Annotated in this window: 24 protein-coding genes; 9 read left to right on the plus strand and 15 right to left on the minus strand. The window is 44.1% G+C overall.

From position 1 onward, the window contains the following. Positions 1-193 precede the first annotated feature (193 nt). Together ACNORC_RS09145 and ACNORC_RS09150 are read left to right on the plus strand one after the other, a co-directional pair. Entirely contained in the window at positions 194-2,128 is a 1,935-nt protein-coding gene (locus ACNORC_RS09145; RefSeq protein WP_418335323.1) for a two-component system sensor histidine kinase NtrB, read from the plus strand. A gap of 85 nt (positions 2,129-2,213) precedes the next feature. Further along, the gene (locus tag ACNORC_RS09150; RefSeq protein WP_418335324.1) at positions 2,214-2,435 is read left to right on the plus strand and encodes a CDGSH iron-sulfur domain-containing protein; all 222 of its coding nucleotides are present in this window, start codon (positions 2,214-2,216) and stop codon (positions 2,433-2,435) included. 64 nt (positions 2,436-2,499) lie between these two features. Here ACNORC_RS09150 and ACNORC_RS09155 read toward each other — a convergent pair whose 3' ends face one another. Then, positions 2,500-2,892: a hypothetical protein gene (locus ACNORC_RS09155; protein ID WP_418335325.1), complete on the minus strand. Its 393-nt coding sequence runs from the start codon at positions 2,890-2,892 to the stop codon at positions 2,500-2,502. 447 nt (positions 2,893-3,339) lie between these two features. On the opposite strand from ACNORC_RS09155, the gene ACNORC_RS09160 reads away from it, so the two are divergent. Continuing rightward, the gene (locus ACNORC_RS09160; RefSeq protein WP_418335326.1) at positions 3,340-4,719 is read left to right on the plus strand and encodes a PQQ-dependent sugar dehydrogenase; all 1,380 of its coding nucleotides are present in this window, start codon (positions 3,340-3,342) and stop codon (positions 4,717-4,719) included. A gap of 33 nt (positions 4,720-4,752) precedes the next feature. Here ACNORC_RS09160 and ACNORC_RS09165 read toward each other — a convergent pair whose 3' ends face one another. From ACNORC_RS09165 to ACNORC_RS09175, 3 genes are all read right to left on the minus strand, one after another. Then, positions 4,753-5,598: a patatin-like phospholipase family protein gene (locus ACNORC_RS09165; RefSeq protein WP_418335327.1), complete on the minus strand. Its 846-nt coding sequence runs from the start codon at positions 5,596-5,598 to the stop codon at positions 4,753-4,755. Between the two features lie 155 nt (positions 5,599-5,753). After that, positions 5,754-6,884 carry a ScyD/ScyE family protein gene (locus tag ACNORC_RS09170; RefSeq protein ID WP_418335328.1) on the minus strand — a complete coding sequence of 377 codons (1,131 nt, stop codon included), beginning with the start codon at positions 6,882-6,884 and terminating at the stop codon, positions 5,754-5,756. Positions 6,885-7,236: 352 nt separating this feature from the next. After that, entirely contained in the window at positions 7,237-7,917 is a 681-nt protein-coding gene (locus ACNORC_RS09175) for a hypothetical protein (protein ID WP_418335329.1), read from the minus strand. 278 nt (positions 7,918-8,195) lie between these two features. On the opposite strand from ACNORC_RS09175, the gene ACNORC_RS09180 reads away from it, so the two are divergent. Together ACNORC_RS09180 and ACNORC_RS09185 are read left to right on the plus strand one after the other, a co-directional pair. Further along, positions 8,196-8,717 (plus strand): DUF4494 domain-containing protein, encoded by a 522-nt coding sequence (locus tag ACNORC_RS09180; RefSeq protein ID WP_418335330.1) that lies wholly within the window; start codon positions 8,196-8,198, stop codon positions 8,715-8,717. Positions 8,718-8,883: 166 nt separating this feature from the next. After that, positions 8,884-10,260: a S41 family peptidase gene (locus ACNORC_RS09185; protein ID WP_418335331.1), complete on the plus strand. Its 1,377-nt coding sequence runs from the start codon at positions 8,884-8,886 to the stop codon at positions 10,258-10,260. A 130-nt stretch (positions 10,261-10,390) separates the two neighbouring features. Here the strand turns inward: ACNORC_RS09185 and ACNORC_RS09190 are convergent, their stop codons facing one another. Beyond that, the gene (locus ACNORC_RS09190) at positions 10,391-11,908 is read right to left on the minus strand and encodes a hypothetical protein (protein ID WP_418335332.1); all 1,518 of its coding nucleotides are present in this window, start codon (positions 11,906-11,908) and stop codon (positions 10,391-10,393) included. A 424-nt stretch (positions 11,909-12,332) separates the two neighbouring features. On the opposite strand from ACNORC_RS09190, the gene ACNORC_RS09195 reads away from it, so the two are divergent. Together ACNORC_RS09195 and ACNORC_RS09200 are read left to right on the plus strand one after the other, a co-directional pair. Beyond that, the gene (locus ACNORC_RS09195) at positions 12,333-13,076 is read left to right on the plus strand and encodes an energy transducer TonB (RefSeq protein WP_418335333.1); all 744 of its coding nucleotides are present in this window, start codon (positions 12,333-12,335) and stop codon (positions 13,074-13,076) included. Positions 13,077-13,299: 223 nt separating this feature from the next. Further along, on the plus strand, positions 13,300-13,593 hold the full coding sequence (locus ACNORC_RS09200; protein WP_418335334.1) for a GIY-YIG nuclease family protein: 294 nt from the start codon (positions 13,300-13,302) through the stop codon (positions 13,591-13,593). Between the two features lie 408 nt (positions 13,594-14,001). Here ACNORC_RS09200 and ACNORC_RS09205 read toward each other — a convergent pair whose 3' ends face one another. From ACNORC_RS09205 to ACNORC_RS09215, 3 genes are all read right to left on the minus strand, one after another. Continuing rightward, the gene (locus tag ACNORC_RS09205; protein ID WP_418335335.1) at positions 14,002-15,765 is read right to left on the minus strand and encodes an alpha-amylase family glycosyl hydrolase; all 1,764 of its coding nucleotides are present in this window, start codon (positions 15,763-15,765) and stop codon (positions 14,002-14,004) included. 453 nt (positions 15,766-16,218) lie between these two features. After that, positions 16,219-17,157, minus strand: a complete 939-nt coding sequence (locus ACNORC_RS09210) for an NADP-dependent oxidoreductase (protein WP_418335336.1) — start codon at positions 17,155-17,157, stop codon at positions 16,219-16,221. Between the two features lie 660 nt (positions 17,158-17,817). Beyond that, positions 17,818-18,570, minus strand: coding sequence for a DUF6090 family protein (locus ACNORC_RS09215; RefSeq protein WP_418335337.1), 753 nt, complete (start codon positions 18,568-18,570; stop codon positions 17,818-17,820). 592 nt (positions 18,571-19,162) lie between these two features. Here ACNORC_RS09215 and ACNORC_RS09220 point away from each other — a divergent pair. After that, positions 19,163-21,385 carry an amino acid permease gene (locus ACNORC_RS09220; RefSeq protein ID WP_418335338.1) on the plus strand — a complete coding sequence of 741 codons (2,223 nt, stop codon included), beginning with the start codon at positions 19,163-19,165 and terminating at the stop codon, positions 21,383-21,385. A 155-nt stretch (positions 21,386-21,540) separates the two neighbouring features. Continuing rightward, positions 21,541-22,116 (plus strand): hypothetical protein, encoded by a 576-nt coding sequence (locus tag ACNORC_RS09225; protein ID WP_418335339.1) that lies wholly within the window; start codon positions 21,541-21,543, stop codon positions 22,114-22,116. 24 nt (positions 22,117-22,140) lie between these two features. Here ACNORC_RS09225 and ACNORC_RS09230 read toward each other — a convergent pair whose 3' ends face one another. The 7 genes from ACNORC_RS09230 to ACNORC_RS09260 form a co-directional block, all read right to left on the minus strand. Next, complete coding sequence (locus ACNORC_RS09230; RefSeq protein WP_418335340.1) at positions 22,141-22,590, minus strand: hypothetical protein; 450 nt, start codon at positions 22,588-22,590, stop codon at positions 22,141-22,143. A 71-nt stretch (positions 22,591-22,661) separates the two neighbouring features. Next, entirely contained in the window at positions 22,662-23,081 is a 420-nt protein-coding gene (locus ACNORC_RS09235) for a hypothetical protein (RefSeq protein ID WP_418335341.1), read from the minus strand. Positions 23,082-23,138: 57 nt separating this feature from the next. Beyond that, positions 23,139-23,315: a hypothetical protein gene (locus tag ACNORC_RS09240; protein ID WP_418335342.1), complete on the minus strand. Its 177-nt coding sequence runs from the start codon at positions 23,313-23,315 to the stop codon at positions 23,139-23,141. Between the two features lie 63 nt (positions 23,316-23,378). After that, positions 23,379-23,834, minus strand: a complete 456-nt coding sequence (locus tag ACNORC_RS09245) for a hypothetical protein (RefSeq protein ID WP_418335343.1) — start codon at positions 23,832-23,834, stop codon at positions 23,379-23,381. A gap of 68 nt (positions 23,835-23,902) precedes the next feature. After that, positions 23,903-24,082, minus strand: coding sequence for a hypothetical protein (locus tag ACNORC_RS09250; protein ID WP_418335344.1), 180 nt, complete (start codon positions 24,080-24,082; stop codon positions 23,903-23,905). A gap of 146 nt (positions 24,083-24,228) precedes the next feature. Next, complete coding sequence (locus ACNORC_RS09255; RefSeq protein ID WP_418335345.1) at positions 24,229-25,512, minus strand: hypothetical protein; 1,284 nt, start codon at positions 25,510-25,512, stop codon at positions 24,229-24,231. A gap of 326 nt (positions 25,513-25,838) precedes the next feature. Then, positions 25,839-26,174 (minus strand): hypothetical protein, encoded by a 336-nt coding sequence (locus ACNORC_RS09260; RefSeq protein ID WP_418335346.1) that lies wholly within the window; start codon positions 26,172-26,174, stop codon positions 25,839-25,841. Positions 26,175-26,256 lie beyond the last annotated feature (82 nt).

Below are 26,256 nucleotides of genomic sequence, written 5' to 3' on the forward strand. Positions count from 1 at the left end.
AAAAGTGTAACGTTTTTCGCACAATAAATGCCATTTTTAAGTGTAAAAAATTTGTTAAAGGTATTTCGCAGGAGTTAATTACCTATTTTTACCGCTTATACATAGTGGAGTGATAGAAAAGGTTGGTTTAGTTGCAGGAAGAAGCTCTGTTCTTACAGAGAAAGTAAATAGCAGGATTTCGCAGATCTTGCTAATGTCAGGGACAGTAGTTACGGTTGCCCTGGCAGTTTTGATCTCATGGATCGTAAAGCTGCCTTTAGTGCTGAGTGTCTTTTCGGGTGCACCCACCATGAAGTTCAATACAGCCCTCGGTTTTGTCCTTGCAGGTTTGGGGTTAATTAGTGTCGTGAAAAAAGATAAACTGCTCAATTCTGTTGGAGCAGCGCTGGGCACACTTATTATTTTCATCGGGTTTTTAAGCTTCCTGGAATACTTTATAAACGTTGACCTTCATATAGATAACCTTTTTTGGCCGGATACCTATACAGGCACTTTTCCTGGGCGAATGGCCCGAACCACGGGTTTATGTTTTACATTCTTCGGAGTGGCCCTGCTAACGGCAAGTTCCCGCCGGTTGGTCTATAAAAGAATCCACAAATTTGCACTTGGTTTTGTAGCCCTTATTTCGGTAATGGCTATACTTACCTTTTTCCTGCAAAGCGTTACCACTTCCAAAGTGCTGGTGTTCAATTCCATGGCCTTCCATACCGCCATTAACTTCTTAATACTTTCCCTGGGTCTTTCACTGATCGATCCCCGTAACAGTTATATAGATTTTATTTCGGGAGTGAAAGTAGGGAGTAAACTTGCCAGAAAGCTTCTTCCGTTTTTGATCACCATGCCGCTCGTCTTGGGTATAATGTTACTATATATCGCAGGTTCTGAAGTAATAGACACCGAGCTGGGAATTGCACTTTTTACAGTCGCCTACGCTCTTGTCGGACTTTTATACACGACCTGGATCTCCGGAAAGCTGAATATTGACGATTTGGAGCGTCGAAGACTGGAACACTCTCTGGAGCTTAACCGGAAAGAACTTATGGAAACTGCCAGGTTCAAGAAAAAACTGGTTACCGCAACTCCGGAATTTATCCTGATCATAAATCTTTCAACTCTAAGTATCCGCTACCTTAATAAAGATCTTTTTCCTCTGGAAGGTCTCCAAAAAGATAACATTGAAGGTATGCCGCTCATTAATGTGTTGCCCTTTGTACATCCACGGGATCGTGAGAAGCTTACCGAACTCCACAGAAATCTCATCAAATCATCAGACGATGAGGTATATGATGTGGAAGTAAGGTTGAAGCTGAAGGAGAACAAGTGGGAATGGTTCAGCTTGCGAGGCAAGGTATTTAACAGACCAGACGGGGTTTGGCTGGAAGAATATATGTTGTTGATGCGCAATATCACTCATCAAAAAAGGACTCAGAAAGAATTGATGCGAGCAAAGCAATTCTCCATTCAGGGGGAAATTGCCCGTACCCTCGCTCACGAATTGAGAAATCCTATCGCGAGCATTGGGATGGTCAAGCAGGTGTTGGCAAAATCCTGGGAAAAAGGTGAAAAAGAACAAATAGAAAAGTACCTGGAAATTCTGGGTAGAAGCAGTAAAACGCTGGAGGACCTGGTGAACAATCTTCTCAATTCCTCGAAATACGAACCTGCCCAACTTAGCAGAATGGACCTGGCTCAAACAGTAGAAAGCAGCCTTCAGAAAGCTGCAGACCGAATCTATCTTTCAGGAGTGGAGGTGATCAAAAATTACAGTGGAGCCTTCCATATATTTGGAGATGATGAAAAACTGGAGATCACTATTCTTAATATCATTCTTAATGCTTCCGAAGCCACTATTCCCGATGAAGGTATTATCGAGATTAGTATTGTTGAGGAGGATTCCGAAGTGGTGCTAAGTATTGCCGATAACGGGGAAGGATTGGAAAAAGAACAGGTTGAAAAACTATTTGAGGCTTTTTATACCAGTAAAGACTCGGGAATGGGAGTAGGCCTTAATTCGGTCAAGAACATCATAGAAGAACACCAGGCCAGGATCACCGTTGACAGTACACCGAATGAAGGTACCCGGTTCAGGATCTTCTTTCCCAAGGCAGATCTTTCTGAAGTGATATAGGTGCTCCAAAAATGGCATTTTTGGAACAATTGTTTTTCCGGAAGTACAGTGTAAATACCGTACTTTCGTGTAAAAGAAAACTACTATGTCAAAAACCACGATCAAAGTTAACAACAACGGCTCCCTGCTTATTGAGGGAGATTTCGAAATTGTAGATAAGGAAGGTAAGCAGTATGACCTTGGCGGAAGGGATAAGGTAAGCCTTTGCCGCTGTGGCCGTTCAGCCAACAAACCATTTTGCGATGGCTCCCATAGAAATCATTTTGAACACGAAGCCGAAGCCTTCGCCCTGCCTCCAAAGAAATAATTCCATTCTATTTTTAAGACATACAATTTCCCTGTCCTCTATTAATTGAAGACAGGGAATAATTTTACGCGCAGGATACCGTGACGCTATGCGTGTGGCCACTTTGAGAAGTAGACGTCGCATTTACCGAGTTATTGCTCTGTAAAGACTGAAACATGGCTGCGGTAATGGTTACTTCATGAATATGTGCAGCCGCCTGGCTTAGCATATAGGTCTTTTCTACTCCTGCCGATACATCTTCTTTGGGTACCGAAAGACTATGGGTGTGACCCGAAGTAGTACTTACAGAACTATTGGTTCCGTTCTGAAGGCAATTGGCGCTGGGATCAGGATCAGGATTGGGATTTGGATTAGGATTTCCGTTGTCATCTGAGCCTGAACATCCCAGTAAGGAAACTGTGGGTATTCCGATTAAGAGCCCCACAGAAGCTTTTTTTAAAAAGGTTTTTCTGTCCATAATTCCAAGTTTTAATGATTACTGTATTCTCCTGTATAAAAAGATAACCGACTTTATTCATTAACCTGAAAAGCTTCGGAAGCAGTCTGCTTCAGCGGGGGAAGAAATTCAAATATAAGATTTTCTTATTAAATGATAGTTATTTAATACTGATTATCAGTGTTTTAGTTGATTGTATGTCGTATGAACAAGCTTTTATTAAAATGACTGAAGAATTGATAAACCCATATATACTCTGATTTTTCTGCGAGAATCTTTTGAAAATCTTCCTTAATCAATGAACTTGAAAATCTTCGGAAAATCTGTTTTTTTAGTCTAAAATATTGGTAACCAATGTGTTAAATAAGTAGGAAATAACTTCATTTTTCCGATAATAAAATAGCAAATTGGTAGTTTTATGTTAGTTCCCCTGAAGATATTTAAACTCAACCTGTAAATCCTATTGCTATGGAAAAATCCACTCTTTCAAGAAGATACATCAGAGGCTATACTTTCCTTACGGCATTGATGGTCCTTACTTTTTTTGCCTGTAACTCTGATGATGACAATGATGTACGGCAGGAACCAACACAATCGCTGGACCTGTTACTGGTAGCAGATAATTTAGTTTCTCCTGTAGGTCTTACTGAATCTCCTGACGATAGCGGCAGATTGTTTGTAATTGACCAGGCAGGAATGATATGGCTTATCAATGCAGACGGCACGAAACAGGAAAACCCTTATCTGGATGTAAGGAGCCGTATGGTGAGTCTGGGTTCAGATTATGATGAACGGGGGTTGTTAGGGCTGGCCTTTCACCCTGACTTTGCCGTTAATGGAAAATTCTACGTTTACTATACGGCGCCACCCAATGCCGGAGGCCCTGAAGAAGGAGCAAGCTGGAACAATATCAGCCGCATCTCAGAATTTACCGTAAGCGATCCAGCAGCCAGTCAGGCTGAACTTTCCACAGAAAGAATTGTACTTGATATTGATCAACCACAGGGAAATCACGAGGGCGGGACCATTGCTTTTGGTCCTGATGGATATCTTTATATCTCCATAGGTGATGGAGGGGCTGCCGATGACGTTGCACCCGGCCATGTTGAGGACTGGTATGAGGCCAATGCAGGAGGAAACGGACAGGATATTGAAGAGAACCTGCTGGGTAACATTCTCCGTATTGATGTGAATGGAGCGCTTCCTTACAGCATCCCGGGGGACAATCCCTTTGTTGGGGAAGATCCTCTACCCGAGATCTATGCCTATGGTTTCAGGAATCCTTTCCGTTTTTCCTTTGATATGGGAGGTTCCAACCGACTTTTTGTGGGTGATGCGGGCCAATCCCTTTGGGAAGAGATAAGCGTGGTGGAAGCCGGGGGAAATTATGGCTGGAATGTGAAGGAAGGAAGTCACTGCTTTGATGCGTCAGATAACAAGAATATTCCTGCTACCTGTCCTGACACTGATGTCTACGGCACCCCTTTGACAGATCCCGTTATAGAACTGCCCAATGCGGCTAATCCTGCAGGCGGCGTTACAGTGACGGTGATTGGCGGTTATGTTTATCGCGGAAACAGTATTCCAGATCTCAACGGTCAATACCTGTTTGGTTCCTTTTCAAAGGATTTTCAGCCAACAGGCGAGGTGTATATTTCCAACCCGACTGGGGCTGGGCCATGGACCTATGAAGAAGTGAACTTCAAGAGCTATGCAGACAATCTGGGGTATTACTTAAAAGGATTTGGGCAGGACATGGACGGCGAAATGTATCTCGCTGTCTCCAGTCAGCTGGGACCTGCCGGAAATACCGGTAAGATCTTCAAGCTGGTACTGGTAAATGACTAAAAGTATTTTTCAGCAGAAGGTATAGGTGTTCACCTATACCTTTTTTTTGACTGCCAGTTTTTTCACCGGGATATCTCCTGCTTCTATCATTTCCTGGGTATGGGAATATCCCACTTCAATGATCTCTTCGATCTTACTGAATTCAAAAAGCGAGTAATGTTGCATTTTTGGAGGGTCAATAACAAAATCGCAGAGTTCCATCTGGGGTCTGGTATTTTGGTTGATCCCAAGGTTAAGGGCCCGCTCCATTATCCCCTTAGGTCCCGTGAAGCCGGTTTTCTCTCCTGAAAAGTTTACGTGAGAACCTATAAGGTATCTGCATCTCTCCCTTATGGCAGCTGCAGGTAAGTTGCATATGAGTCCACCGTCAACAAAATATTCGTCTTCGATTATGACCGGGGCGAAAAATCCGGGGACTGAACAGCTGGCAATAAGGTAATCGTAAATTGGTCCTGTGTTCCTGATCTCCTGCCGGGCCTGGTTCAGGTTGGAGAGGCCCATATAAAAAGGCTTTTTGAGACCCGAGAAATCATCTTCGGGAATGTATTTTTCCAGTACCACTTTCAGTTTTTCCATTTTTAAGAGCCCGGTGCGCCGCCATGAAAATCCGGTGACCTTCGAGAAGCTTTCTTTAATTAAGATCTCCTGGATCTCCAGGGGCTCAAAACCTGCGGCATATAATATTCCTACCACAGCTCCCATACTGGTGCCCGAGATGACGTCCGGTTCAACCCCGTGTTCCTTGAGGGCTTTTAAAACTCCTACATGCGCATAGCCCCGTGCGCTGCCTCCGCTTAAACTGATGCCCAGTTTGTGCTCGTAGCGCTTTCTTATAGATAAAAAATTGATCTTTGCGATGGTCTTTATTTTTGCGGACAAGATACAGTTTTTGGAGAGGCACGTTTTATAAAGTAATATTAAAGCAGCCCACAGGAGTTCCCAAAAATTGCTTTTTCAATATATATTAGTTCGCTTCCCATGAAAAAGACCGGCTTTAAGCCGGTCTTTAGAAGTTTATGATTCATTTTCTGTTTTTACAGACTATAGTCCAGCATTCGTACTACCGGCTTTTTACCAATTACAGGATTATTGACATCATTATTCTCCAGAACCCATAAGTTGCCTTTGTTATCAAAGGTAATGGCACTGGGGAAAGAAAGGTTACCGGCCACTATCTCACCTTCAGATGTAGGATCCATGTCATTTAAATCATAAGCGGTGATAGTTCCACCTTGCGCCAGATCGGGAACAAAGACCGAAAACCAGCTACTTTGATCAAATTGAACCACATAAAGTCGGCCATCCGGGCCAATTTCCATATCGATGATCGAGGTAAGCCCTTTTTTAAATACCTCGCAGTCACCGGTGTCTTCCTGACAAACCAAATGGCTTCCATCTGCCGGTAATTTCCAGATCCTTGAAAGACCTATAGGAAATCCACCTGCTACAGCACCGGTCAACTCACCCACGTAAAGGTATCCATCTGGTCCCAGTGCCAATGAGGTAGGAACCGGCTGTACATAACAGGGAATGTCACTGTTAATGGAAAAAAGTAATTTAAAATCGCCATTTTCGAGAGGAGGCGGTAAAATAGCTTTCCAGTCTACCGCTCCTGTGGTTGAAGCTTCGAGAATAGTATTTCCTGCTGCATCTGCAACAAAAGCAGTACTTCCGGAAACCGCTATGACCTTAAATGGATTGTTCTGAGGTCCTGCGCTAAAATCTGCGGACTCTTCACAAAGTACATTTTTCCACTGCAACCCTTCATTGGCGTCGGGGTCATTGTTGAATTCAAAATCTGCGAGATCGGCTACCATTCGCACATTCCCGTTGGAGATCCTGTAGAGCTCTCCGTCCTGGGCCAGGTCACTTCCTTCGGTAGTAACAAAAGCGTTCCCTGCACCAATAGTGGCAATACCATTAATACGGGTAGGAGAGTGCAGGCTTACCATATCCCGAACTTCGCCGTTCTTGATAAGTTTAATGCTTCTGCTTTCATCATTAAGACCTAGCATGATACTTCCATCGGGAGTACTGGCAATGTCAAAAACAGGGTAATCAAATTCGTAAGAATGGTTGGCTTGAGATTTCTTTGCGGAAGCATTCAGGTCTTCCTGAGTAAGGATCGGTTCTTTTTGACAGGCGATGATAAGGATCGTCGACAAAAATAAAAAGAAGAGCCGGTTTAACCGGCGACATAAAAAGGGTGTACCCGATGTTTTCATAATATCGAATTTTTTGGTTAATAAATTGATTATAAGGGGAGTACACTGAATTAGGAAGATACAAAATTATGTGCCGTACAAAACATAAAACTTTGCTAATGAAATTCTTACAATTCCGAAGGGAGGTGTGAAAGCAGCTTCCGTAAGAAAAACCAAAGGTGATTTATAAGTGGCTCCAGCCAGCTCAGCTGGTAGGAGTAAACTGCAATTGCCTCAAAAATGTCATTTTTGGAAGGGATTGTGCCTGTTCCTTCTGGATGTTGTACGGAATCGCAGGTGTACGAGTTTTCCTTTAAAGTTTGAAACCGGAGTTCATTTCAATTTTAGAATACCACACCTTTTTATCCTTCCACAGAAGGATCCCTTCATCGGTTTCGGTTGGAAATTCTTTGTCCACATGTTTGTCTATCACTTCCCCGTTCTTGTTGGTGATGACCCAGAAAGTTGTAAAGCCTTTATCTGCTGTCTTTTTCACTCTCATAGTTTGTGTCCAATGCTTATCTCCGGCTTCGTAGTTCAGCTCAATGGCAACTTCATTGTCTTTCATGGGTATCTCAAACCCCGCAGGGTTGTGCGTCTTTAAAGTTCCCAGGTGAGTAGTTCTAATTTTATGTCCAGATTTCTCCGCATCTTCCGCATTAATATCAGAATAGTTGTAAACATGAGTTCTTTTTAAGGTAAGGTCTTCCAGGGGAGATTGGCCATTCAGCGTGATAAGAATAGTAGCCAATGAATCTTCCTGGGTAGAGACAATATTGGCCTGCGGATAGCTAAAAATACCTCTCGAAGTAAGCTCGTTGGACAGCTGTTGATTCTGTCGTTCTAATTCCCTGATCTTTTCTGTGTATTCCTCACTTTCCCGGGTGTATCTTTCTTCAGTTTCTGAAACTGCCAATAAATTTCCGAAGTAAAAGAAGAGAGCGGCTACCACGATCAAATAGATAGACCACATGAAATCGGAATTAATTCTCATTGCTGTTGCTTTCCTAATTTGAACCCAATATAAGATTTTACCTGCCTAAAATTTTCAGAAATTCTCAAGATTTCTTCAGTGTAAATATAATCCATTGATTCAGTTGTTTTTACGCTGAAATTTTTATAGCTGCGGAAAATTCTTCGGAAGCAATTCGGCTTCCTTACTGAAGCCCAGAACTTTCCGGCACTGATTAAAAAATTGTGAATATCTATTCCGAAGAGAATTTAGGATCACTTTTTATAAGGTCTATATTTGGCCCCCTAAAAAATACAGATATGAGCGTAATTTGGTATGAGTGTAAGGTGAAATACAGAAAAACACACGAAACAGGCGAACAGAAAGTGACTACCGATACCTATCTGCTGGATGCGGTGTCGTATACCGAAGCCGAAGCCAGGATCACAGAGGAGATGAAAGCGTACACCAATGAAGATTTCAGGATCATGAACATCAAGGTGGCAAACTTTTCTGAAGTGCATCCTTTTGAAAATTCAGATCGCTGGTTCAAGTCTAAGGTTTCCCTGGTTGCCCTGGATGAGGAAAGCGGGAAGGAACGAAAGACCAATATCTACCTGCTGGTGCAGGCCAATGATGTAAAAGAGGCTTTTGAGAACACCATCAAAGCCATGGAAACCACGATGGGAGATTATAACATTCCGTCGATTACCGAATCCCCGATCCTCGATGTATTCCCTTATTTCACAGGAGAAGAAGAGCAGTTGGAGAAATACAAAGTGATCGATACTGCTTCCGAAGAAAAAGTGGAGGAGGAAACCGAAGAAGAAGTGGTCTCCTAGAGACCTTCCAAAAATGACATTTTAGACACCTCTCTTAAGAGGTGTTTTTTTATTACAGGCAGAAATCTCTTCAGGATTCAAATTGGCGCCTCCTGACTTTTCTCCCAAAATTTTGCTAAAGCTGTAACGAAATACCCGGACAGTAGTCTCTAGGAAAAACCAAAAAATGAAGAAACTTATATTTTTGATCATGCTGGCGTTTTCGGGTTCGGCCTTTAGCCAGATGTCAAACAGCCTTACTGAGAGTGAAAAGATCTATGGGCTCTCCAAATTCTGGCAGGAAGTGAATTACAATTTTGTCTACTATGATAAAGTGGATAAGAAGGAATGGGAAGATCTCTATAAAAAGACGATCGTCGAGGTGCAGCAGACAAAGACTGATTACGAGTACTACCGGGTAATGGAGAAGTTCTGTGCTTCCTTAAAAGACGGGCATACCAACGTTTTTTTCCCGAGGGAGATAGATAAAAACATCAACCGTATTGATTTTGGAGCTTACCGTTTCCTCATTTCAAATATTGACGGCAGGGCGGTGATCACCGGCATCAACGCGAGTAAGAAGCAAGAGATCCCGATAGGTACCGAGATCATTAAGGTGAACGGACTTAGCAGCAGGCAGTACATCAAGGAAAATGTGGAGCCATACATCTCGTCTTCCACATCCTATGTGCTGGAGGATTGGGGCATTAGTAGAATGTTATGGGCTCCAATGGGCACCACTTTCCAGCTCGAGCTGCGACTGCCTGACGGAAAAATAAAGAACCTGAAGGTCACTGCCGAAAAATCTGAAGAGGAGGAGCTGTATCCGCCAATGAAGCAGCGTGAGCTTTTAGAATTCAAATGGTTAAACGACGGGATTGCCTATGTGGCGCTCAATTCTTTTGATAATGAGAAAATAAACAGCCTCTTCATTGAGAAGTTACCTGAGCTGTATAAAGCTAAAAAACTTATCATAGATCTAAGGAACAATGGCGGGGGTAGTACATGGATAGGCAAGTCCATCTTTGAATACCTCACCAATGACAGCCTGCTTTATGGTTCAAAAACTCAAACCCGGCAACATATTTCTGTCTACAAGGCCTGGGGAAAATGGGTTGAACCACAGGATACTATAGACAATCCGCAGGCTAAGCAAATGTACAGCGCTTTTCGCGACCAAACCTATTTTGATCTGCCTTACAGTCCTGAGCAGGTGGATCTAAAAGCCAAAAGGATCGTGGTGCCCACTGTACTGCTCATAGGTCACAATACCGCATCTGCTGCTGAGGACTTTCTTATCTATGCCGATAACCAGCCGCACATGACCATCCTAGGGGAACCCAGCTTTGGCAGCACCGGACAGCCCCTGATGTTCGACATGCCCGGCGGCGGTTACGCCAGGATATGTACCAAAAAAGATACTTATCCTGATGGACGGGAATTTGTTGGAGTAGGAGTGCAGCCCGATATTATGGTTTCGAAAAAACTGTCTGACTTCCTGGAAGAAAAAGATCCTGTGTTAGAGAAAGCCGTGGAATTCCTGAAAGCTAAAAAGGCTCTATAATTCTTAAAACTTCTATTAATTTGCGCCAAACACCCTGTGAAAGCAGGGTGTTATTTTTCCGAAGACACTTTCGGAACTCTAAAATAGTTAGAGCTTAAAAATGTATACTTCCTGTAATCGCCAATACTATTTATTGTTTCTCATAAATATCACCATAAGGATCTTCTACCACAATAAATTGGGTTCTTTCCGCATTTACGAATTCAATTTGCCCAATTTCGGGATCATTGGGATCACCTTCATAATATATTGTAAGGATATTACCTGAAAAAGTATAAGTCCCATTTGCGTTATAGGTCTCTCTGGGATACGTGGTATCGGCATCGTCACTTGTTATTACACAGGTATTGGTGTCCACATGACGATTTAGATCAATGTACTGTTCTTCACTTGAAGCAGAATATGTATCTTCTGTAAAGGTTAAAGTCTGGGAATATAAGTAATCAATGAAAATAGCAATGTCGGGACAATCATCTAAATAATCATATACTGGGGATCCTAAAGCTTTCCCTGCCCAGGTTAAGGGTTTCCAGGTCCCTATCATTGGGTTTTCCCGACTTAAAGCCAGAAGCATTGATCTAACACATCCATTTCCGTCTACAACAGAGATCATATAGGTGTCATCAGGATAATCATTACTGAAGATCTGGTTTTGCTGGACAGTGTTGTTTACCGCATATGAGTAGGGCGAGGCACCACCAGAAATATTCCGTATTACTATGGTCCCGTCCTGATCCATGAAGGCACTAAAGCTTATTTGTACGGATTCGCATTCATTTACTTCCAGGTTTGGGGTTGGGTCTTCTCCTGGTGGTACAGGGTTAGGAACGGGAACTCCGTTAGGGTAAGGCAGATCTGATGGCACAATTTCTGAAGCCCCGGCCTCATTTAAAATTGCCGATAAGGCAATTGCAGTAATTCCTATAGCAGCTCCTATCGCAACCGGAACAGCAACAGCAGCAACCGCAGTCGCAGTAGATGCTACAACGGGAATAAGAGACCAACCACCACCTATCACAGAAACAATTTCGGCTACAACTATTCCGCTGGCAACTCCAGTTATAAGATCCAGGCTTGATCCGGCACTTTTGGTAACATTTCTGGAAGACCCGGAATTGTTCCGGGCAGTACCGGGAACATTTTGTACCCCTCCAGTTTCCCCATTTAAAGTGGTGGTAAAAAAGACTTCTCCCGTGTGCGTAGTCCAGTTGTACTCGTAGAGGGAAATTGTGATGGGACTGGAGCCAACTTCAGGGTAAGAAAATTTCATCACCACGGGTGCCCTTTCCCCGTTTACTGAAATAAAGGAAGAAGCTATTCTACTGGTAAAAGGGTCCAGTACCAGGTTAACTATCGTGTCATTGTTCTTCTTTTGGACCGTCACAGTTTTTGGCACAGAAGGCTCGCCAATAGCATCAAAAGTTCCATAGATGTCAATCATTACATTATTATCTTCATAATGTGCCTGCAAGGCATCGGCATTTGGATTTCCGGTTTGATTTTTATAAACCGTGAGTCCCTGTGGGTTAGAGGTAGAAGTATCTGGCTCAGAAGGACCATCATCTGTAGAACAGCCGGCCAGAAAGTATAGGGGGAGTAAATAGATTAAAACAAAAAAAGATTTGGCGCGTGTAAGTTTAAATATCATAAGCAGGTGCTTTAAAGGAAGTTAGAAAAAGGGGTAAAATACAACCAACCTTTTCCCTGTGCAATACCTAATAGTGGGTAATAAGAGTGTAGTATGATGAAAATCAATGGTTAAGACGAAAATATTTACCTTAAATTTGGTGTTGAGGCTTAACGAGCCCATCCTCTAAGGCAAAAAATTTGGGACTTTTAGGGGGACTTCATTCCTGAAACCAACTCTTTTTCAGCCTTTTTAGATGACAGATGTCATTCTTTAGTTGCTGTTTGTCAGCTACCTTTAAAAGGTTGATGCATTGAGCTGGAATGAATCGACCTCTCTTTTCAAATGAAGGAGCTTTTTAATATTACCCGTTGTCGATCCGGACGAAAAGAGCGCTTAAAAGTGACTTTTTTGAGAGCCATCTCGTCATTATAAAGTTCCGGATATGAAAATCAAGAAAAATCCTAAAGCAGATCCCGGCAGGTATAGTCTCCTGTTCTTCCAGGTGGGATTGATCATCATGCTCAGTATCTCTTATGTTGGCCTGGAGTGGAAGTCCAGTGCAAGTGAAACTTCAGATGATTTTGACATGGACCTTCCGGACCTGGTGCTGGAAGATATTCCTATCACCCAGCTCAATTCGCCTCCGCCACCCCCTCCGCCACCTCCGCCACCGGTTCCCGAAGTAATAGAAGTAATTCAGGATATCGAGGAAATTGAAGAAACCACTATTCAGTCCACCGAAAGCAGCCAGGAAGACAGGATCCAGGAAATCGTGGAAGTCTCAGATATCGCCTACCAGGAAGAGGAGGAAGAGATCGAGGAGATCCCCTTTATGATCGTGGAGCAGATCCCAATATTTCCGGGTTGTGAGAATTTCAAGAACAAAGAAGCCCAGAAAAAATGCATGTCTGAAAAAATTGACGCGCATGTAAAACGCGAATTCAACACCAGGATAAGTGAAGAACTGGGACTCACCGGCTTCAACAGGATCTACGTGACCTTCAAGATCAATGAAAAGGGAAATGTGGTGGACATAAAAACCAGGGCTCCTAACAAACGACTGGAAGAGGAAGCGGCCAGAGTAGTAAGGCTGCTGCCAAAGATGATCCCCGGACGGCAACGCGATAAACTCGTCTCGGTAGAATATTCCCTGCCCATTATGTACGAGGTGAGGGATGCGTTGTAATCACGGGAAATTTTTGAGCTAAACCTCGCCGTCAGTTCGAGTGGCTTTCCAGCTGCAGTGCAGGTGGGAAGGTGTATCGAGAACCGAGGCGGATTGGAAAGCCCGTCGTTCTCGATACATTTTTCCCAATGCTGTCGCATTGAAAAAAACACTCGAACTGACGGGTGATTTTGGATTTTCACTTGTTCTCTGGAAGGATATCAAAAAAACATAACTTTAATGGATGAAATTAAGCTATGTTTACATCCTTCAATGCGTTGACGATACCTATTATACAGGCGTAACTTCCAACCTTGACAACCGTCTTATAGAACATCATTCAGCAAAGTACCCGGACAGCTACACTGCTCAGCGTCTACCTGTAAAATTAGTCTTCTATGCTGAGTTCACAGATATTAACCATGCAATAGCTTCAGAGAAACAAATAAAGAATTGGTCCCGGACTAAAAAGGAAGCTTTAATTGCAGGGAAGTATGAGGAATTGCCAAACCTGGCGAAAAAGAAGTTTAAAAAGTGAAACCCTCTCGTCGTTCTCGATACAAATCCGGTTCTGCTATCGCAGGTCCAAATTCACCCGCCTACCGACAGGCAGGCTCGAACGGACGGAAACCTGCTTCAATAAAGTCTTTCTTATAACTTTTAGGTTCAACCTTGCCGTCAGTTCGAGTTTCCTGATCGAGCCTTGGCGAGAACAGGAAGTATCGAGAACAGAGGCGAACCGGAAACCCGTCGTTCGATACTTTTTTCCCAATGCTGTCGCATTGAAAAAAACACCTGCCTGCCGGCCAGGCAGGCCTGTCCGCCAGCAGGCGGGCTCGAACTGACGTGGTGGTTTTTTATCATGTTTTCGCCGTCAGTTCGAGTGGCTTTCCAGCTGCAGCGCAGGTGGGAAGGTGTATCGAGAACCTAGGCTTCAGGCGTCACTTTATAGAGTATAGATCTGGGCGCCGTAGGCAGGAATATTCAGTTGTCCGGTCCAGGGTTTGTCATCGGTGACTTTTTCTTCGGTATTCATTCCGTCGACGGGTAATTCAGAGAAATCTTCGTCATAACCTTTCCAGGCACTATTGAATCTCAGGTGCCATTCCGCATCAGGTTCGATTCCAATACCGTAGTCCTCGTAATCTTTATTACCAAAATTGACAATCACTAGCACCGGCTCCTCATTTTCTCCGGGATTGGTGCGCTTATATGCGAGTATCTTTGTTTCCTGATTGAGGTGTAGAATCTCTGTTTCCTGGCCTCTCAAGCCTTCAGTAGCCCCGTATTCACCGGTCCTTAATTTAACAAGGTCTGCTGCTAGATGGGTGATCCCCTTCATGTTCTCAAATTTTTCCCAGTCCAGGCCTTCATGATCCTTAAAATATTCGTCTTCTAAAAATTCCTGACCCTGGAAGAGCATGGGGATTCCCGGTGCAGTCATGACCAGCACCAGGCCTAATATAGTCCTCTTCTTTGCAAAGGCACTCTCAGCATTCCCGGGATGTATCTCCTCGGGAACGCGGGCCTTTCCGTTCGCTACTTCGTCATGTGATTCGGTGTAAATGACCCGGGAAAAAGCATCATCGCCATATCGATAGGTAACTGCATTTGCAATGACCTCCAGATCTCTGGCCTCATCTTCGGGATTAATTAAAGCATCTCTTATGGGGTGCACAAAATGAAGGTCCCATTGCGCCCCGTAACCAATTCCCCCGTCTTCTATCCTGTTCGTAATGAGGTCCTGACCTTTAAGATCTTCGGCTATAGTAAGGACTTTAGGGTATTTGTTCCTTATTTCAGTATTTATGTCTCGCATCAGGATCAGGCCTTCAATGATCTCAGTATCAAATCCAAGTCCGCCCCCTTCATACCTGATATAAGAGGTCGCATCCATTCTAAGTCCGTCACAGTGGTATTTCTCGATCCACATCAGGGCATTATCCCTCAAATACTGCCTTACTTCCGGCCGGCCATAATCGGGGCGTGTATCTCCCCACGGGGTATCACTCCTGTGATCATTGTAGAAATAGATACCGCCTTTTCCGTTTTCACTCCACCCGTCAAATTGCCAAAGGTCTACATCTGACGGACCGAAGTGGTTATATACCACATCCATGATGACACCGATACCATATTTATGCGCCTCTTTTACGAGGTTAAACAAACCATCGGGTCCTCCGTAATCCTGTTCTACCGCAAAGGGATGAGCCGGATTATATCCCCAGGAAATGCTGCCGGCAAATTCGGCTGCCGGTAAGACTTCTATACAATTTATCCCCAGTTCTTTCAGATAGCCTAATTTTTCGATGATGTCATTAAAGGTGCCCACCACCAAGGAGTTCCAGGAGGGAAGTTCAAAACTATCCCCATCCCAGTCAAAGTCCAGCCGGCGGATGATGGAATTCCCATTTGAGTGGGTTACTTCCAGCGCATAGGGGTCATTCCGGAAAAACTTTTCCTCTCCGTTAAAGATCACATACTTGTAGTGTTCCCCTTCTTTGGCCTTATCGGTGACACCCGCCCAATACCCTGCCTCTTCTTTTTGCAGTTCCAGTTCGTCTTCAGACCAGGAGTTGAAATCACCCGCCACAAATACACGGTCGGCATGTGGAGCCCAGACCCTGAAAGTGACATTTCCGTTCTCTACGATCGCACCCATACCTGCAGATGCTGCTATGGGTTGCATTAGTCTTTCTTCCCCCTTCATTTTGTTCCACCTTTTATTCGTGTAAAAGTACTTCAGGAAGAAGTTCTATTGCTTTATTTATGAGGAAATTAACCTTAGTAAAGGCTGCAGGAAAGAGGAGCGGGATAGTTTCCGGGAGCATTCAAAAATGACTTTTTTGGAGGTATTCCTGTGGGAGGAGCCTAAGTTTAAACCACGGTGTTTTCGCCGTCAGTTCGAGTTTCCTGGTCGAAGCTTTGCGAGAACAGGAAGTATCGAGAACAGAGGCGGAACCGGAGACCCCGTCGTTCTCGATACTAATTTGTTCCCGCTAACGCGGGTCAAATTCACTCGAACTGACGAGGTAATCGTTCAGTAGAATTCATCCTTTAACTTTTGAGGTGAACTTCGCCGTCAGTTCGAGCCTGCCTCACCCGAAGGGAGGTTTCCTGATCGAAGCTTTGCGAGAACAGGAAGTATCGAGAATAGAGGCCATTATGGCTTCACCACGATCTTACCTGTAGTATGTAAACTCTGGATCTGTTCCAGGGCTTTGGCGGCTTCATCAAGGGAATAGGTTTTACTTACTTCTACTTTTAGCTTGCCGTCTTCTACCAATTTGGCCAGATGTTCGAGTTGCTTCGTATTAGGTTCAACAAAGACAAATTCGAAATCGATCTTTTTATCCAGGTCTTCCCCCTGGTTTAAAATGGAAACCAGTTTTCCGGAGTTCTTCAGGCTTTTAAGGGCCTGCTGCAGACTCTCGCCGCTGGTGCAGTCAAAGATAAGGTCCACACCTTCGGGATAGATCTGTTTAACGGCTTCCCCAATGTCTTTGTCGTGATAATCTATGGTATGGTCGGCGCCCAAAGATCTCATGTACTCATGATTCTTACTACTGGCCACTCCAATGACCTCTGCGCCTTTTGCTTTGGCCAGTTGTATTCCGAAGCTACCCACACCCCCTGAAGAACCCAGGATAAGGAGCTTTTGTCCTTCCTGAAGCCCTCCTGCCACATAAAGCGACTGGTAAGCGGTCAATCCCGCCAGGGGAATAGCTGCAGCGGCTTCTGCAGAAATATTTTGTGGACGTTTGGCCAAATAACTATCGGGAATAATGATGTATTCGGCAAAGGTTCCCCATTTCACCTCTGGTCTACGCGCGTAGGCATATACTTCATCGCCTACCTCAAATCTACGGGCAGCATGGCCACGCTGCTCTATAACTCCGGCCACATCCCAACCCGGAATGATCGGGAAAGTGTGCGGCATCATATCTTTATAGTAACCTTTGGTGATCACGGCATCCACTGGATTTACGCCCGCCGCCTTTATCTTTATAAGGACCTCTCCCTCTTTTAGTTCCCTTAATTCGATCTCCCCCGTTTTTACAGATCCCGGACCTCCAAATTCATTGTAATAAGCTGCTTTCATTTTCTTTTTTTCTTAAGATCAGCATTAAGAAGCTGTAATGCAAAGAATTAAAGCTAAAGGTTTATTAAAGGCGGGAGTTGAAATGCTAAAAAGTTATCCTTCCAATTGGATCCCCACGGTCGGTTTTGAAAATCGTATCGAGAACCGAGGGATCTGAATCTCATTTTGACGCAAATACTTGAAAATGTATGGTCTCGTTCTTTTTTGCATCGACCAAAAAAGAACCAAAAAAGTCTAGGCTTACGAAAATGTTGCTAAAATTTTCATTCGGAGCCTAAATTTTAGGAACTCGCCATCCATATGTGTCATCATACATAATACAAATGGCTCAAACAGCCTAAAATTTTACGGCTCGCTCATTTCAATTTTGACGCAAAATTTTCGATAGGCCGCTTTAAAAATGCAATGCCATAAAAAATTTTTAGAATGATAGGTTCCTTGCCAGCCAAACCTCGCCGTCAGTTCGAGTTTCCTGGTCGAAGCTTTGCGAGAACAGGAAGTATCGAGAACAGAGGCGGAACCGGAAACTCGTCGTTCTCGATACATTTTTCCCAATGCTGTTGCATTGAAAAAAAAACTGACGGGTGTGAAAATAGCAAAGTAAGAGATTGGGGTATACTCTAAATAAAGACTATTCCGGAAGCTGCGAAAAGAAGATTTCTACGGAGACAAGCTTCTTATTTCTTCATCAATGCGAAAGCTAAGGCTGTCAATCTTATTTAATAGCTCTTTCTTAAAGGTCATACTGTACCGGCGGAGGGAAATATTTTCAGCTATAATGTTGTGAAATTCTTCATTTTCAAGTAAAGCCTCATAGTCAGTGGGTTTCGCATATTCGTCGTACTGTGGATGGGGGTTCGGCGGATAATATTTCTCAAAGAGCTGCACATGGTGGGGATAGATGACATAGGCCAGGAAATCTGTATCCCACTGTTCATGTTCATTCTTCACCTGTCCAAAATAATCTTCAAAAACGTACACAAGATCCTTGCGCAGCGCCTTATTGGAAATTAGCTCCAGGCCGTTGTTCTTGAGTTTTGTATAGGCAGCCGTAGTAAACTGGGCCTTTCCCGTCCAGTAATAGGTGCCAAAACACACGTCCAGAGTGGTATCATAAGGTTTTCTGTTCTCCATATAGTCCTTTATCCGGAGATTGTAGGTCTGCCAGCGCTCATTGTTCTCTAGCAGGTGATGCAGGTTGTCCCTGGAGATCTCCAGGGCTGCTTTTAGTTCCATAAGCGAGTTCACCTCTGTCTTTTGCAGCTTTCGTCTTTCATTCCAGTTATTAATCTGCAGGGCTATAAGAATACCGATTACCACAAGGACGATCTCCCCGGCAGCATACAAAAGATACTTTCTTATTTTTCCCCGTCCCAGCAGGTCCCTGTGGAATATTCTAAAGAAACTGATCATGGAAATTTAATTACCTGTTCTAAAAATAGGAAAAATGTATTGAATTAGATTGTATTGCAGGTATTTAGGGGTAGTGCTGCATCTAATTTTTTAAAAATAATTAGAGGGCAGAGAGCAGAGGATAGCCGTTAACCGCGCCGTCAGTTCGAGTGATTTTCAAAACCGGTTCTCGATACATCCCGACTTCGTCGGAATACTTGCCTACCGGCAGGCAGGCTCGAATTGACGGTTTTGAAAATTGTATCGAGAACCGAGGCGCGGAAACCCCTTGTTCTCGATACAAAATTGTCTTCGCTATCGCTCTCCCAATTTCACTCGAACTGTCGGGAACGTTTCATTATAGTCTTTTATGTAAATTTTGAACTTAACCGTGCCGTCAGTTCGAGTAGCGGAGCGTGTCGAGAACCGAGGCGGAGCAGGAAACCCGTCGTTCTTGATACAATTTTCCCAATTCTGTCGTATTGATAAAAAAACGCAAACTGACGGAAACTGGAACCTTGGCGAGTTAAGATAAAATCCTTTGATCATATTGTTGTGAGCTGATTTCTTTGGAAACTAATTACTAAATTTATTCCACCTAAGCTTCTCATTAATGAACCCCGATCCATCCTCTTCAGCAACATCACGTACTATAGGATTTTTTGGAGCGCTCGGCATTGGAGTCGGAGCCATGGTTGGGGGTGGAATCCTTGCACTTGCGGGGGTGGCCTTTGCGGTAAGCGGCCCTTCTGCAGTCCTGGCCTTTGCGCTAAACGGATTAATAGCTTTTATTACCGCCCTTAGTTTTGCTGAAATGGCTTCCGCGAATCCGCAGTCGGGAGGAACTTATACCTATGCTAAAAAGGCGCTATCGCTGCAGGTAGCTTTTGGGGTGGGGTGGATCGTGTGGTTTGCCTCGCTGGTAGCAGCAGTGCTTTACGCTCTTGGCTTTGGGGCTTTTGCGCTATTTGCACTGCAACAGATCCCGGCAGAAGGCCTTAGCAGCATCCTGGAGTTGAAAATGCTTCCGGTGCTCCTGGCCCTGGCAGCTATAGGCTACTTCGCCTTTGGCCTTATAAGAGGAACGGGCGATGGCGGGGCCGTGATCAATGTGGGTAAACTGGCCGTATTCGCTGTACTCATCGCCGGCGGACTCGCTGTTTTTGTGCAAACACCGTTCGACCGGATCACCGAAAGTCTGGACCCGTTCTTCTCCGGTGGATTCAGCGGATTGATCGCAGCGATGGGTTATACCTTTATCGCGCTTCAGGGGTTTGATCTCATTGGTTCGGCGGCAGGAGAAATAAAGAATCCGGAGAAGGTAATTCCAAAGGCGATGATGGGCACACTTGCGGTAGGCCTGGTAATTTACCTGCCCCTTCTGTTCTTCATGTCCACCGTAGGTGTATCGACGGGGGAAAGTATTACCACAATGAGCCGCGAAAACCCTGAGACAGTTCTGGCTGTCGCCGCTCAAAATTATCTTGGGGCTTTCGGATTTTGGCTGGTCTTGGTAGCAGGTATTTTTTCCATGTTATCTGCTTTACAGGCCAACCTCTTTGCAGCTTCACGCATTTCCCTTAGCATGGCCAGGGACCGGACTTTAAACCATCACCTTTCCAATATAAATAAGAAATATGGTACCCCGGTAACCTCTATCTGGGTGACCTGCGGAATTGTAGCCTTTCTTGTTTTGATCCTGCCCAACCTCGCGGCAGCCGGTGCGGCTTCCAGTTTGATCTTTTTGATCACCTTTGCACTGGCGCATCTTATCATGATCCTGATGCGCAACCGCGGCTATAAGGAGAGCAAGACCTTTAGAGCTCCCTTTTTTCCTGCCCTTCCCATCGCGGGAATAGTCACCTGTTTAGGACTGGCAATATTCCAGGCCATTGTGGTACCCGCTGCCGGAATGATCGCGGTCTTGTGGCTTGCAGTTGGCGCCTTCCTCTTTGCCTCATTTTTTGTGAAAAAAGCGGAAGCTATTGAAGCGTCAGAACAGGCACTGGATCCCGAGCTCATAAGGCTCAGGGGATTGAGTCCGCTGGTGATGCTCCCCATTTCTAACCCTGCAAATGCAGAATCCATGGTCTTTCTGGCTAATGCCCTTGCACCACCGGTAATTGGAAGGATCCTGGTGCATACTATTGTGATCCCCAGTACCGAAAAAGATGATCTTGAGAAGCGATTGCTGTCGAGCCGGGATGTGATGCAGTACGCACTTAAAGCCGCCTTTGAAGCCGGCCTGCGTCCCGAGTCCCTCACAACCATAGCCGACCATCCCTGGGAGGAAATAGAAAGGGTGGTAAAGGAACACAATTGCAGGAGCCTCTTGTTGGGATTAAGTGACCTGAATGATATTCAAACCAGCCGGAACCTGGAAAAACTGGTGAAACATATCAATGCCGATGTGGTGGTATTCCGCCAGCCCTTTAGCGGGTGGAAGATCACGGCGGCCAGAAAGATCCTCATTCCGGTAGCCGGTTTTGAAAGTCATGATCCATTGCGTGCCAGGGTAGCTGCCAGCCTTTGGCGTGCCTCTCAGCCAGAGATCACCTTTATCCAGGTGCTGCCATCCGCAGCGTCTTCAGAAACAGTTCAAAAGAACAATATCAAGCTTTCCCGTTTTGCCAGTCGTATTATTCCCGGAAAGACCGGAGTGCTCATCGTTCAGAATGATGATCCTGTAGCAGAACTGGTAGCGCAGGCTTCCCGTCATGACCTTGTGATCATGGGACTGGGTAACCCCGGGAAACATCAAAAGGCATTTGGACATGTAGCACTTGCCCTGGCCGAAAAAACAGAAACAGCCCTCATCTTTATAAGTAAAAAATAAAAGGAGGCCGGGAATAGTCATAAACGGAAGCAGGAATATGCGGAAAGCAGGGCAGGGGCATAAAGAGCAGGTACGGTTTCAAAAATGTTAAAAAACAAGGCCTTTTAGATTTTAAGTACCTGAAAATCATATCTTAACTGACTAATCTTTAAGTTATGACAAAAAAGTACATCTTTCTGTTATTACCATTAGTCCTGTCCATCTCTCTTGGCTTGATGACCTTTTTAGGAGATATTACTTACCAAAATGAGGATTCCAAAAAGCAGGTGCTTGTTTCGAAAGAAGTCCCGTTAATGTCTAAAGCTGAGCCCGGCATACTTAGGGAAGATACCAATGTGTTACTGAGAGTAGATACCGAAAATATCACGGAGGAGAACTATGATGAGACCGTTGAAATGTCCGACGACCGCTCCAATCCTTCCGAAGTAAGCCGAAAACCTTCAGAACACGTTGCTTTGGTCGACAAGAACATGAAGATCTACTGGAGAGCCGAGCCTCTGGACCCGCAATTGGGAGTAACGGTAGACGTGCTGGGGATCTTCAGGAAAACAGAAGGCGGCGCCGAGATCCTGGAAAATGTTTTTCGCGATCCCAATCAAGATGGCATTGTGATGGGAAAGATCAAGAATAAAAACATTGACGGACTGGAATACTACAATATCCTCATAAGGGTCAACGGGGAAACTCCCGAAACTTATCTAATTGATCCTAAGCTCAAGATGAGTAATTAATATTGCCCTTTTTGGAAGGGTATATCAGATCCTTTTATAAACGTAAGCAGTGTATTCAATAGTAACTCCATCCCGCTCGTAAGCTTCTCGCGGGGGGATCATCCATAGCGTATTCTTGTCGGGGAAGCGCATTTCGTAAACAGTACCACCGAATCTTTCACTAAAGATGCGATATTTTCCCTCTTCAATTTCTTCCCATTTTATTTCCCGGTTAAAAGTATCTTCGTTAAAAATACATTCCATGCTGTTGTAGCTATAGTAATAATCACTTTCTACTAACTTTCCGTTACCGTGAAATGTAATAGTTGATTTGGCGGCGCAGTCGTTTGCCAGATTTTCCTCTTTGTCACCGGTGGAGGTCATGTCTATTATAGAATGAAAGGACCAGGTGCCCACGATCTTGTTGGACGGACTTTCTTCGGAAGAACAGGAAATAAAAAGGAAGGCTGTAAAGAGTAATAGTAATTTTTTCATCGGTTAGTTTATTGATGGGGATTAATTGGTATTCAAAAATGGCATTTTTGGTGGTTGTTTGAAAACCGGACTTATTTTGAGTGTACTTTCGCAGGCACAGTCTTTATATTCTTTTTGATGTAAAAGCTGATGTAATACATGAGCAACACAAAGACCATAATATCATAACCACTGGTGATATCGGCGTTTTCTCCCTCGAACAATACTTCTGCAAAGAATTCGAAGATCACCAGCAAGCAGCCGGCGGGGACGGCAGTAAACAGGCTGCTGATCCTTAATTGAGTAATTCTTTCTGTTTCCAGCTTTTCCCTCGAAAAAATAAATAACAAGAGAGAGGCGAGGATCAGAATTTTAAAGATCCAGCCGTGGAGGAAAGGTTGCAGTTTAAGCAGGTCCGGTTGGGCGGTATTGAGGAACCAGCCGGCAATGGCAAGAGTAAAAAGAACCAGTGCGATCTTTCTGCAGTAATGAGGGAGTAGGTGTTTGGTCATGGTGATTATCTTAATATAGTGGGTTCAAAAATGACATTTTTGGAAGGTCTTTTCCCTTCAGCTTTTAGTTTGCTTTTTCGGTCTTACAAGCCTGTACCCGTATAGTAGGGCAATTAGAAACATGATCGCTGAGATCACATAATTTTCCCTGGTAAAATGATCAAGGCCGCAAACCAGGCCAAAAGTGATCCATAGCAGGTTGGTGAGGGTGTCAATTTTTGGCAGGTTTTTCAAAGTGTTTTTTTAAAAGGTTTCAAAAATGACATTTTTGAAAGGTCTTGAATCTTGAATCCGGAATTAGTTCCCCGGATTCATATACCCGTATTTCTTCCAGTTAGTTGGAAGCTCATTGGTGACTTCCAGTTTATTCGAAGTTACCGTAGGTTTTACCCGTATCACCTTCACGGTATCGGTCACCGTTACTTCATGCTCACTGCGCATGTTTACCAGGTCCAGGTGGTGGAGGTTGAAAACATGTCTCCCGTTTGGCAGGTTGACTATGACGTAGTCTTTTGCACGCAATTGCCCAAGGTTTTTACCGTCCAGCACGATATTTAACTGTGAAGTGTTGTCGCCGGTGTGCAGAATATTTGCGTCATTATAGACCAAAACTTTGCCGTTGCCCAAATTGTCTAAAGTGATCTGTTCTTTATCGATTTGGACCAGGGTATGTTCTGTTGGAATGGGTCGTAATGCACACGAAGCAAAGAGAATGACTAATAAGATCGAGAGGGGAGTGGTGGAAAGTTTCATTTTAAAAGATTTGAGGGTTTGATATTTATGAAGGTTCAAAAATGACATTTTTGGAAGGTCTTTGCCCATCAGCCTTTGATGTTCCTGTTTTTTGGTTTTACCAGCCTGTACCCGTTCAGTACTACAACTAAAAAGAATAAAGCTGAGATCAGGTAATCTTCTTTAGAAATATAATTCAGACCGCCTACCAGGCCAAAGATTATCCACAGGAGGCTGGTGAGCGTTTCAATTTTGGGGAGGTTTTTCAAAGTATTTTTTTAAAAGGTTTCAAAAATGGCATTTTTGGAGGGTCTTGAATCTTGAATCTTGAATCCGGAATTAATTCCCGGGATCCATATCCCCATATTTCTTCCAGTTAATTGGTAACTCATAGGTGATTTTTGCAGGTTCCTCTTTATAAATTTTCAACCGATTCGTATTGCAGCTGAATTACCGAAGGTTCTGCATCATTTACTTTCTGAACGGCATTTTCATAATCCGCGGCAGAAGTAATGACCACTCCGTTACGATGTTCTTTAAGGGTGGAGAAAAACTTTACTTCAAACCAAACCCTGTCAAGAATTTCCTGCTCCTCGGGAGAAATTCCGGTGCTGCCATTGATCATTGCGTGCATATGTTTGCGGGCAATATTTTTAATGTTATCAGCTACATTACTGTCGGTAGGCAGGTTTCGGATTGCGCCAATTACAAAAAAGATCTTTCCGTAACCTATCTTTTCGACATACTCATTTCCGTATTTCAGCTTGTATAAAGCGGGATCTTCCTCATAAACTTTGGACAGTGAATCCCGTAGTTTCCAATTGTTGTAAAAGGCTTCGTACCCGTCCTCGTACTTGCCGCCACCGATCAATACACCTCTTTCGGTCACAGGATACTGTTCAATGACCGACTGGTAAAGCTCTGTGCTTACAGCAAACCTGGTGGCGAAATAATTTCCGGGATGGTAAAATTCATCGAATAAACGATAAGGGAACATAAATGATATTGGATCGGCATCGTTTTCCCAGGAAGGTGTTTGAGAAAAGGACTGATTAAGTGTGAAGTAGGAGGTTTCAGCTGCACCAAAAGGATTGGCGACCGGAACATGATTATTGGTGTTAATTCCCGCACCTGCCTGCTCCCGGTAAGCATAGTTTTCATCAAGAACAGTTTCCCCGTTATTTGTGATGGTTACATTCCGTGTTCCCTCAGCTTTATTGTAAGTGGTGAGGGCGGTACTGCTGCCATCAGCCGCAGTAAATTCGACCGAACTCAACTCTCCATCGGTATAGGTGTGAATGGCCGTACCTTCCTCGCTATAGACTGTCTTGACCCATGGAAGCCCGTTCTTATATTCGGTTTCAAACCATAAGGCTCCGTCAGGATGGTAGTATTTTGACCAGAGCGGCTCATTATCTTCACTACGGCTCACTTCCATATACAGGTGGTGCTGCGGATAACTCGCGTATACCTTAGCCGATTTAATGTAACCGTTCTCATAGTATTCGAATTCTTCGGTTGAATTTTCGGAAAGCTGAAACCGGCCCTGCTTTATCCAGCCGTTCTCGTGTTGATCAAGCAACTCGAAATGTGGAGTAGATCCTATGGAGTAGTCTGTTGGCGGAACATTGTCTTCTTTTTCGCAGGACGACAGTATGATAATTGAAAGGAGCAGAAACAGAACGTGGTTTTTAGACACAGGATTGGTTTTTTAAAAGTTATTGAAAGGGAAAACAGTTTCCCTGATTTTCAAATTCTTTAAAGTCTTACAGGATCATGATTTTGAATCTTTATGACCTGTAAAGACCATTTTTGATCAAGAGACTTTATTATTTAGTAGGAATTTTCCCTTTTTTGTTACAAAAAGGAGGGGTGAAAGAGCCCTGAAGGGGCGCACTACGAACATCCCGTGAAGAGGGGTGATCAAAAGTGATCAACTTTCCAATTACCGACTATTAAATCCTGAATCCGGAATTGTCTCGCTGTTAATTGTGAAATGGAGGAAGCTTTGCAGGAATGATCCCGTCACTTATACCGCTTCTGAAAAGAATATGTTACCCGGAAGTCTACAAACTCTGCTATGTGCCGGTGAGCCAGCAAATGAAATCCTGCGCTGAAGTGGCGGTTTATTCGATACTGCAAACCCCAGCGATGGAAGATGCGGTCGTAGTATGGCGTATCGTCAAACACATATACACCCAGGCGCTGACTGAACTGAAAATGACCCAGCAAAAATTCATGACCGACCAGGAGCCCTACCTTCACCGGACTGGCGTCAATGTCCTGTCTGCGGAGTTTTTCCTGCAGCTCCCCATCATGATAGGCTTCTGCTCCTAAAGTCAGGACGGAAAGTTTAATCAAAGGTTTGGACCAATAAATCAGCAAAAGGGATATAAGCTCCTGAATGTAATTATTACACGGGCTAAATTCAAAGTATACCTAT

This window comes from Salinimicrobium soli (assembly GCF_048323655.1).
In the GTDB taxonomy this organism is placed as follows: Bacteria; Bacteroidota; Bacteroidia; order Flavobacteriales; family Flavobacteriaceae; genus Salinimicrobium; species Salinimicrobium soli.

Bases quoted from the DNA above. Each gene is read 5' to 3' on its own strand.
- ACNORC_RS09245 (WP_418335343.1), bottom strand. From the start codon at position 23,834: ATGAAACTTTCCACCACTCCCCTCTCGATCTTATTAGTCATTCTCTTT.
- ACNORC_RS09230 (WP_418335340.1), bottom strand. From the start codon at position 22,590: ATGAAAAAATTACTATTACTCTTTACAGCCTTCCTTTTTATTTCCTGT.
- ACNORC_RS09160 (WP_418335326.1), top strand. From the start codon at position 3,340: ATGGAAAAATCCACTCTTTCAAGAAGATACATCAGAGGCTATACTTTC.
- ACNORC_RS09215 (WP_418335337.1), bottom strand. From the start codon at position 18,570: ATGATCAGTTTCTTTAGAATATTCCACAGGGACCTGCTGGGACGGGGA.
- ACNORC_RS09220 (WP_418335338.1), top strand. From the start codon at position 19,163: ATGAACCCCGATCCATCCTCTTCAGCAACATCACGTACTATAGGATTT.
- ACNORC_RS09200 (WP_418335334.1), top strand. From the start codon at position 13,300: ATGAAATTAAGCTATGTTTACATCCTTCAATGCGTTGACGATACCTAT.
- ACNORC_RS09205 (WP_418335335.1), bottom strand. From the start codon at position 15,765: ATGAAGGGGGAAGAAAGACTAATGCAACCCATAGCAGCATCTGCAGGT.
- ACNORC_RS09150 (WP_418335324.1), top strand. From the start codon at position 2,214: ATGTCAAAAACCACGATCAAAGTTAACAACAACGGCTCCCTGCTTATT.
- ACNORC_RS09235 (WP_418335341.1), bottom strand. From the start codon at position 23,081: ATGACCAAACACCTACTCCCTCATTACTGCAGAAAGATCGCACTGGTT.
- ACNORC_RS09195 (WP_418335333.1), top strand. From the start codon at position 12,333: ATGAAAATCAAGAAAAATCCTAAAGCAGATCCCGGCAGGTATAGTCTC.
- ACNORC_RS09210 (WP_418335336.1), bottom strand. From the start codon at position 17,157: ATGAAAGCAGCTTATTACAATGAATTTGGAGGTCCGGGATCTGTAAAA.
- ACNORC_RS09180 (WP_418335330.1), top strand. From the start codon at position 8,196: ATGAGCGTAATTTGGTATGAGTGTAAGGTGAAATACAGAAAAACACAC.
- ACNORC_RS09190 (WP_418335332.1), bottom strand. From the start codon at position 11,908: ATGATATTTAAACTTACACGCGCCAAATCTTTTTTTGTTTTAATCTAT.
- ACNORC_RS09225 (WP_418335339.1), top strand. From the start codon at position 21,541: ATGACAAAAAAGTACATCTTTCTGTTATTACCATTAGTCCTGTCCATC.
- ACNORC_RS09145 (WP_418335323.1), top strand. From the start codon at position 194: ATGTCAGGGACAGTAGTTACGGTTGCCCTGGCAGTTTTGATCTCATGG.
- ACNORC_RS09185 (WP_418335331.1), top strand. From the start codon at position 8,884: ATGAAGAAACTTATATTTTTGATCATGCTGGCGTTTTCGGGTTCGGCC.
- ACNORC_RS09175 (WP_418335329.1), bottom strand. From the start codon at position 7,917: ATGAGAATTAATTCCGATTTCATGTGGTCTATCTATTTGATCGTGGTA.
- ACNORC_RS09155 (WP_418335325.1), bottom strand. From the start codon at position 2,892: ATGGACAGAAAAACCTTTTTAAAAAAAGCTTCTGTGGGGCTCTTAATC.